The sequence below is a fragment of the Streptococcus sp. 53 genome (genome assembly GCF_013276565.1).
In the GTDB taxonomy this organism is placed as follows: Bacteria; Bacillota; Bacilli; order Lactobacillales; family Streptococcaceae; genus Streptococcus.
Genome location: NZ_VMLG01000051.1, coordinates 1 through 652, shown reverse-complemented (window position 1 = coordinate 652; position 652 = coordinate 1). Strand labels below are relative to the sequence as shown.

The following is a 652-nucleotide window of genomic DNA, read 5'->3' as shown; positions in this document are numbered from 1 at the left end:
ATTCCGTCTCGCGCCATTTATATATTTTGGAAGGGTAGCGAAGAGGCTAAACGCGGCGGACTGTAAATCCGCTCCTTCGGGTTCGGGGGTTCGAATCCCTCCCCTTCCATTTTACGGGCATAGTTTAAAGGTAGAACTAAGGTCTCCAAAACCTTCAGTGTGGGTTCAATTCCTACTGCCCGTGTTAATAGAATTATGGCGGGTGTGGTGAAGTGGTTAACACACCAGATTGTGGCTCTGGCATGCGTGGGTTCGATCCCCATCACTCGCCTATTTTATATTATTGGGGTATAGCCAAGCGGTAAGGCAAGGGACTTTGACTCCCTCATGCGTTGGTTCGAATCCAGCTACCCCAGTTACTATTTGCCGGCGTGGCGGAATTGGCAGACGCGCTGGACTCAAAATCCAGTGTCCGCAAGGACGTGCCGGTTCGACCCCGGCCGCCGGTATAGTATAGCGTTAGGAACGTAGTTAGTCTTCGTTCCTTTTTTGTATTATTTTTGGTATAATAGTAGTTATTCAAATTTTATTGGCTCTTTGTCAACTGTAGTGGGTTGAAGAAAAGCTAAGCTCGAGAAAGGACAAATTTCGTCCTTTCTTTTTTGATATTCAGAGCGATAAAAATCCGTTTTTTGAAGTTTTCAAAGTTCCG

At 46.2% G+C, this 652-nt stretch carries 5 tRNA genes; all 5 read left to right on the top strand.

The features are described 5' to 3' along the window. Positions 1-28: 28 nt before the first annotated feature. The 5 genes from HT722_RS10185 (at position 29) to HT722_RS10165 (ending at position 449) form a co-directional block, all read left to right on the top strand. Positions 29-109: transfer RNA gene (locus HT722_RS10185), tRNA-Tyr, on the top strand. 4 nt (positions 110-113) lie between these two features. Continuing rightward, positions 114-184 (top strand) — tRNA-Trp (locus tag HT722_RS10180). A gap of 14 nt (positions 185-198) precedes the next feature. After that, positions 199-271, top strand: a tRNA-His gene (locus HT722_RS10175). A 13-nt stretch (positions 272-284) separates the two neighbouring features. After that, a tRNA-Gln gene (locus HT722_RS10170) sits at positions 285-356 on the top strand. Between the two features lie 9 nt (positions 357-365). Continuing rightward, positions 366-449: transfer RNA gene (locus HT722_RS10165), tRNA-Leu, on the top strand. Positions 450-652: the final 203 nt, after the last annotated feature.